Source organism: Planotetraspora sp. A-T 1434 (genome assembly GCF_025420585.1).
Taxonomy (GTDB): Bacteria; Actinomycetota; Actinomycetes; order Streptosporangiales; family Streptosporangiaceae; genus JAOEGB01.
Genome location: NZ_JAOEGB010000048.1, coordinates 21,921 through 28,215, shown reverse-complemented (window position 1 = coordinate 28,215; position 6,295 = coordinate 21,921). Strand labels below are relative to the sequence as shown.

Sequence of the window (6,295 nt, the reverse complement as noted above, 5' to 3'; positions counted from 1 at the left end):
CCGCCCGCGGAACAGCCTCGCCGGGAGGTTCGGGAACATGGCCAGCACCACGCCGGGGTCGTCCGCCCTCATCGGGCCGCCCAGAGCAGGCCGCGCTCGGTGAGCGTGCGGACCACCGGGTCGGTCAGGTCGGCGAGCGTGGCGCCCAGCCTGCCGTGCCATCCGGCGAAGCCCGTTCCCGCGTGGACGACGGACACCAGGCCAGCGATCTGCTCCTTAGTGAGGGTCCCCATTTGACCAACTCTGAACGATCGGATTTGTCGCGGCAAGGGTTCGCCGTCCGATGGACGTCAAGGTCGTCACTGAACCTCGGAGACGGCGTGGATGACCGCGCCCGCCGGCGTGCGATCCTGACAACAGCCCGCCTAGCCGAATGGCGGGCGCACGGAACAGAGGAGACACCTGGCTGATGGTGACCGTTGAGCTCTTTCCGTCCTCCCTGCCGATTGTGACCACGATGGGCCGGACCGAGAGTGGCCGGTCATGGCTGGCGCGGCTTCCGTCGCTGGTGGAAGAGCTTCGGGAACAGTGGTCCCTTCGACTCGGGGCGCCCTTCCACGGCGGAAGCTGCTCCTGGGTGGCTCCCGCGAGGCTGCCGGACGGTGGCACGGCGGTGCTCAAGGTGAGCTGGCCGCACCGGGAGGCGGCGGGCGAGGCGGAGGCCTTGCGGTGGTGGGACGGCTGCGGCGCCGTGCGGGTGCGTCGGTATGACCCGGAGAGCTACGCGCTGCTGGTGGAGCGGTGTGAGCCCGGCGGGCCATTGGGGGCCGCGGACGATCTTCAGGTGGAGGAACGTCTGCTGCTGGGCGCTGAAGTGCTGCGCGAGTTGTGGTGCGCGCCGCCGCCGGAAACGAGACTCGAACGTCTCGGGGACGTCACCAGTGAATGGGCCGATCTGGTCGAAGCCCGGATGCACAGGTTGCGGCCCGGCTTCGACCCGGGACTGGTGGCCCACGGCGCACGGCTGCTGCGCGAGCTGCCCGCCACCGCCACACGTGAGGTAGTCGTCCATGGCGACTTCAATCCGGGCAACGTGCTCGCCGCCCAACGGAGGCCCTGGCTGGCCATCGACGCCAAGCCGATGATCGGCGATCCCTGCTACGACCCCTGGCCGCTGCTGGAGCAGATCGACGACCCTTTCGCGTACCCGGATCCGCGCCGTCCGCTCGCCTCCCGCTTCGCACTGGTGGCAGACGCCCTTGGGGAGGACGAGAGGCGTATGCGGGCATGGGCCGTGGCGCGCCGCGTGGAGACGGCGCTCTGGGCGGTCGAGCACGGGGACTCGGCCGGCGCCTGCGACGTCATGAGACAGGTTCGAGTGCTGGCGCATCTGACCGGGATGTGATCCTCAAGCGGGAGCCGTGAGAATCGATCATGACGATAGTGCTGTCAAACGCCCCGTCGCCCCGAAAAGCAGCACTAACGTCATGATCGATCGGTGGGCACTCTGTCAGGGGCCGGGTGAGCGGTGGGTTTCGCGGAGGCGGGTCTTGAGGAGCTTGCCGCTGGCGTTGCGCGGCAGGGTCTCCACGAACGAGACGCCGCTCGGGCACTTGAAGTGCGCCAGGCGCTCGCGGCTCCAGGCGATCAGCTCCTCGCCGTTCGCCGCCGCGCCCGGCCGTAGGACCACGACCGCGTGGGCGACCTCGCCCCAGCGCTCGGACGGCACACCGATCACGGCGACCTCCAGCACCGCGGGATGGCCGGTCAGCACACTCTCGACCTCGGCGGGGTAGACGTTCTCCCCGCCGCTGACGATCATGTCCTTGATCCGGTCGTGCAGGTAGAGGTAGCCGTCCTCGTCGAAGGACCCGCCGTCGCCGGTGCGCAGCCAGCCGCCGGGCAGGATCGCCGCCTCGGTCGCGGCCGGGTTGCGCCAGTAGCCGGTCATCACGTGACCGCCGCCGATCAGCACCTCGCCCCGCTCGCCGGGCGCCACGTCCTTCAGCGTCTCCGGGTCCACGATGCGCATCGGCACGCCGTGCATGGGACGGCCCGCCGACAGCAGCCGCCGTTCCTGACCGGGATCGGGCAGGTGGTCCTCCGGGCGGAGCACGGTCACGCCGCCGGTCGACTCGGTGAGCCCGTAGCTCTGCAGGAAGGAGCACCCGATGGCGTCGGTCGCCGCCCGGATGACCGGCAGCGGGATCGGCGACGCCCCGTAGACGACGTACTTGAGCGCCGACCAGTCGTGGGAGGACACGCCCGGCAGCGACACCAGGCGCTGGATCAGCGTCGGCACGAGCGCGGCGTGCGACACCCGCCGTGAGATCAGCAGGTCGCGCAGGTCTTCCGGGGCGGTGGCCATCTCCAGCAGCAGGGCGGCCCCGTTGACGGCGGCGACCATGGCGAGCCCGAGCCCCGAGATGTGGAAGTAGGGGATAGGCGCCATCGCCACCGACGTCTCGTCGAGGTCGATTTCGTAGTGCATGGTCGCCAGGGCCTGGCCGAGGTTGCGCCCGGTCAGCATGATGCCCTTGGGCAGGCCGGTCGTCCCCGACGTGTAGAAGATCAGCGCGGTGTCGCCGGGGTCCGGGAGGACGCCCGGGTCCGTCGCGGGCTGGGCGTCCAGCCACTCCCCGTACGGCGTGGCCCCCGCTGCTGCCGTGACCACGCGGAGCAGGGACGGCACGGCTCCCGGCTCGGGGGCGAGCCGCTCGTCGCCCGCGCCGAGCACGAGGACGGCGGGCTCGGCGTCGCGCAGGATCTGCGTGACCTCCGCCGGGGCGAGCCTGTTGTTGACTGCCGTCGCGATCGCGCCGATCTTGGCGGAGCCGTACAGCACCTCCAGGAACGACGGCGCGTTCACGCCGATGTAGGCGACCCGGTCGCCAGCCTTGACGCCGTCGGCCAGCAGGGCGCGGGCCACCTGGCTGGACCGGGCGTCGAGCTGGGCGAAGGTGGTGACCCGGTCCGGCTCGATGACGGCGGGCAGATCCGGCGTCGCGGCGGCCCTGCGCCGCAGGATGTCGGCCAGCCGCTCGACGCGGGTGCCGTCGGCGTGCAGCGCGTAGTCCGCGTCCGGGCCCGACCGGCTCGGACCCGTGACCACGCGGGACGTGTCGTAGAGCGTCACGGCACCTCCGGGAACCGGAACGGCGCGAAGACGGGGGGCTCGAAGATGCCCGGCGGGGCCGCGACCACCTCGGGGATGGCGCGGATGACCGGCCCGGCCGTCACGAACTGCGCCGCCGTCGTCCTGCTGACGGGGTCGTCCGGCTCGATGAGGTTGAGGGTCATGGTCATGGACGGCTTGCCGGTGACGGTGACCGTCCAGTGGTCGCGCCCGGCGTAGCGGGGCAGCTCCGGGTCCATCGTCCAGATGATCGACAGCGTCAGCACGCGCCGCCCGCCCGCGATGGCGTGCCAGCGCCACTCGGTGGCGGCGACGGTTCCGGCGGGGATGGTGCCCGCGGCCACCTGGAGGTCGCGGCCGGCGAGCTCGACGTGGTGGTCCGGCTCGTAGCGCTCGACGTCGAGCCCCATGCGCTCGGCCATGAACGCCAGGGTCTCCTTGTAGAGCATGCCGTACATCTTGGGCAGCTCACCGGCCGTGAGGTCGATGGCGGCGGGGTCGGAGCCCATGCCCATCACGTCGAACACGAAGTTGGGGTCGGGCATCCGGGTGGCGTCGAGCACCTCGTCGATGGCGATGTGCTCCAGCTCCAGGTTGACGCCGCTCAGCGCGAGGACGATCCGCTCGCCGATCACGCCGGGGCTGACGCCCACGCCGTACAACGTGGTGCCGCCCTCGCGGCAGGCGGCGAGGAAGATCTCCTCGCGCTCCCGGCCGTGCGCGCGGGGGAAGTGGTGGCCCGCCGTCGTGATCACGTTCTTGCCCGACCGCAGCAGCGCGCAGATGTCGGCGTCGTGCGTCTCGTACGGCACCTGCAGGCGCGGGGTGTGGATCACCACGTCGGCCGGGGTGTCCAAAATGTCCTTCACCTCGCGGGTGGCGATGACACCGGTGAGGGGGCGGCGGGCGATGTCTCCCGCGTCGCGGCCGGCCTTGCGGTCTCCGTAGACGTAGAGGCCCACGAGTTCGAGGTCGGGGGAGTCGAGCACAGCCCGCAGGGTGGTCTTGCCGATCGCGCCGGTCGCCCACTGGATGACGCGCAGGGTCACGTGGTCTCCTTCACTGAGTTGAGGCGCAGGGTCACGCCCGCGAGGGTGAACTCGCGGGCCTCGCCGGCCCCGCCAAGGTCGGCGGCCACCAGGCCGCGCCGGTCCGCGACCGGGACGAACCTGACCAGGCCGTCGCCCACGCGGACGCCCTCGGCGGTCTCCTCGGCGCCGAACAGCCGCGCCCACAGCTTGGCCGTCTCCTCGGGGCGGTCGACGGCGATGTCGACCGCGAGCAGGTCGAGCGGCGTGCCGGGGCTGCCTGGCGTCTCCCAGTCGTCGTAGTGCCACTCCTTGCCCGGCGGGATCTCGTCGGCCTCCACGAGCACGCCGAGGTCGCGGGGATGGAGCTGGGTGATGGTCGCGCCCTGGAAGTCCTGCTGGTGAGTGATCCTCACCCCTTCCTTCTCGGCCCGCGCGGTCAGCCCGGCGGTGTCCGGCACGCGGAGGGCGACCACGTAGCCGCCCTCCCCGGAGGCGAGGAAGCGGTGCAGGGGGGAGGTCTCCGAGGCGGGGGCCACGATCTCCAGGTAGGTGCGGCCCAGGGTGAGCACCTCGTTCTTGATGCCCCAGGCGTCGAGCTCCGGGTCGGGGAACCCCTGCGGGAGGCCCAGCTCGCGGCGGGCCAGCGCGGCGGTCGCGGCCAGGTCGTGGGTCGCGATGGTCGCCTGGACCAGGTCGAGCTGGACCAGGTCGAGCTGGACGAGGTCGAGCTGGACGAGGTCGAGCGCGCTCATTTGGTGGTCCTGAGCGTCTGGGCGTTCAGCAGCTTGGCGAGCTGCCGCTCGTATTTGGCGGGATCGCGGGCGGCGCGGGCGCGGGCGTCGACGGCCATCCAGTCGGTGTCCGCGACGTTCTCGCCCCGCTCGACGGCCTTGAGCCCGGCCCTGGCGATGTCGCGCGGGTCCTCCTTGGCGCCGTCCACGTGGGAGGCCATCCGGGTGTCCACCGAGCCGACGATGAGGGCGGTCACCTGAGTGCCCTGAGGCTCCAGCTCGGCCCGGGAGATCGTGCTCAGCCAGAGAGCGGCGGCCTTCGAGGGGGAGTAGCCGCCCATGAACGGGGCCGGCACCATCCCGGCGACCGACAGGACGTTGGCGATGGCCCCGCCGCCGTTCGCGCCGAGGACCGGCGCGAAGGCGCGGGTCATGTTGAGGACGCCGAAGAAGTTGACCTCCATCTCGTCCCGCGCCGCCTGGTGGTCGTCGGTCAGGACGAGGCGCCTGTTGGCGTGGTAGCCCGCGTTGTTGATCAGGAGGTTGACGTCCGGGCAGGCGCTCGCGGCCTCGGCGACCTGGGCGGGGTCGGTGACGTCCAGCCGTACCGGTGTCCCGATCTCCACGTCGCGCGGGTCGCGGGCGGCGGCGTAGACCTTGGCCGCGCCCCGGGCGAGCAGCTCCTCGACGAACGCGCGGCCGATGCCGCGGTTGCCTCCGGTGACCAGGGCGACGGCCCCCTCGACGCGGATCATCGGGCGGCTCCCCGGTAAACCAGGTCACTCGGGTACTTCCCGCCGCGGGCGAGGACGCCGGTGTCGGGCACGAGCATGCCGAAGATCCAGGTCTCGGCGGCGGGCGCGTCGTGGTTCCACTCCCACACCAGCGCGCGGTGCGCGATGCCCCAGCGCCCGTCGCGCCGCTCCATGCGGTCCACGATCCGCGCGCCGACGAAGGAGTGGCCGAGGCCGTCCGGAGTCTTCACCCGGCTGAACGTGGTGACGTACGACTCCGCCTGCGCGGTGTCGCCGTCCAGGTCGATCAGCACGTTCGTCATGCAGTGCATGGTCAGGCTCTTGGGGTGGGTGACCGTCCGGGAGATGCTCGCGACGTAGTCGGCGGCGGTTCCGCTGAACACGCCGCCGTGGTCCTCGGTCGCGCCGGGCAGGTAGCAGGCGGCGAGGCCGTCCACGTCGCCCCGGTCGGCCGCGCGTAGGTAGCGCGCGAGCACCTCGTATATCTCCTGCTTGTCGAGCAGCGCCTGGACCGCGGGGTCGCGCTGGTCAGTCACGTGTGGCCTCCTCATCGAGTGGCGTTTGCGAGCACGCTACAACTAACAGAGTTAGTTCGCCAGAGGTCGTTACGGACAGGTTTCGACGGGGTTGCGGACCGTTGACGTGTTCACTCTTTTTGTTGTAGTAAATGCGGTCACCGGCATCACACTGCTAACTGAAGCA

7 protein-coding genes are annotated in these 6,295 nt (G+C 71.2%); 1 reads left to right on the top strand and 6 read right to left on the bottom strand.

Annotated elements, in window-relative coordinates; all coding sequences use genetic code 11:
- Positions 1 to 68: 68 nt before the first annotated feature.
- On the bottom strand, positions 69 to 233 hold the full coding sequence (locus N5079_RS34440) for a ThuA domain-containing protein (protein WP_261588416.1): 165 nt from the start codon (positions 231 to 233) through the stop codon (positions 69 to 71).
- 176 nt (positions 234 to 409) lie between these two features.
- On the opposite strand from N5079_RS34440, the gene N5079_RS34435 reads away from it, so the two are divergent.
- The gene (locus N5079_RS34435) at positions 410 to 1,345 is read left to right on the top strand and encodes an aminoglycoside phosphotransferase family protein (RefSeq protein ID WP_261588415.1); all 936 of its coding nucleotides are present in this window, start codon (positions 410 to 412) and stop codon (positions 1,343 to 1,345) included.
- Between the two features lie 105 nt (positions 1,346 to 1,450).
- Here N5079_RS34435 and N5079_RS34430 read toward each other — a convergent pair whose 3' ends face one another.
- From N5079_RS34430 to N5079_RS34410, 5 genes are read right to left on the bottom strand one after another with little or no spacing between them, the layout of a single operon-like run.
- The gene (locus N5079_RS34430) at positions 1,451 to 3,076 is read right to left on the bottom strand and encodes a long-chain-fatty-acid--CoA ligase (RefSeq protein ID WP_261588414.1); all 1,626 of its coding nucleotides are present in this window, start codon (positions 3,074 to 3,076) and stop codon (positions 1,451 to 1,453) included.
- Complete coding sequence (locus N5079_RS34425; protein WP_261588413.1) at positions 3,073 to 4,125, bottom strand: hypothetical protein; 1,053 nt, start codon at positions 4,123 to 4,125, stop codon at positions 3,073 to 3,075. Before N5079_RS34425 ends, N5079_RS34430 begins: the two co-directional genes overlap by 4 nt.
- Positions 4,122 to 4,859, bottom strand: a complete 738-nt coding sequence (locus N5079_RS34420; RefSeq protein WP_261588412.1) for a VOC family protein — start codon at positions 4,857 to 4,859, stop codon at positions 4,122 to 4,124. Before N5079_RS34420 ends, N5079_RS34425 begins: the two co-directional genes overlap by 4 nt.
- Positions 4,856 to 5,593 (bottom strand): SDR family oxidoreductase, encoded by a 738-nt coding sequence (locus N5079_RS34415; protein WP_261588411.1) that lies wholly within the window; start codon positions 5,591 to 5,593, stop codon positions 4,856 to 4,858. Before N5079_RS34415 ends, N5079_RS34420 begins: the two co-directional genes overlap by 4 nt.
- Positions 5,590 to 6,129, bottom strand: a complete 540-nt coding sequence (locus tag N5079_RS34410; RefSeq protein WP_261588410.1) for a nuclear transport factor 2 family protein — start codon at positions 6,127 to 6,129, stop codon at positions 5,590 to 5,592. The genes N5079_RS34415 and N5079_RS34410 overlap by 4 nt, the downstream gene beginning before the upstream one ends.
- Positions 6,130 to 6,295: the final 166 nt, after the last annotated feature.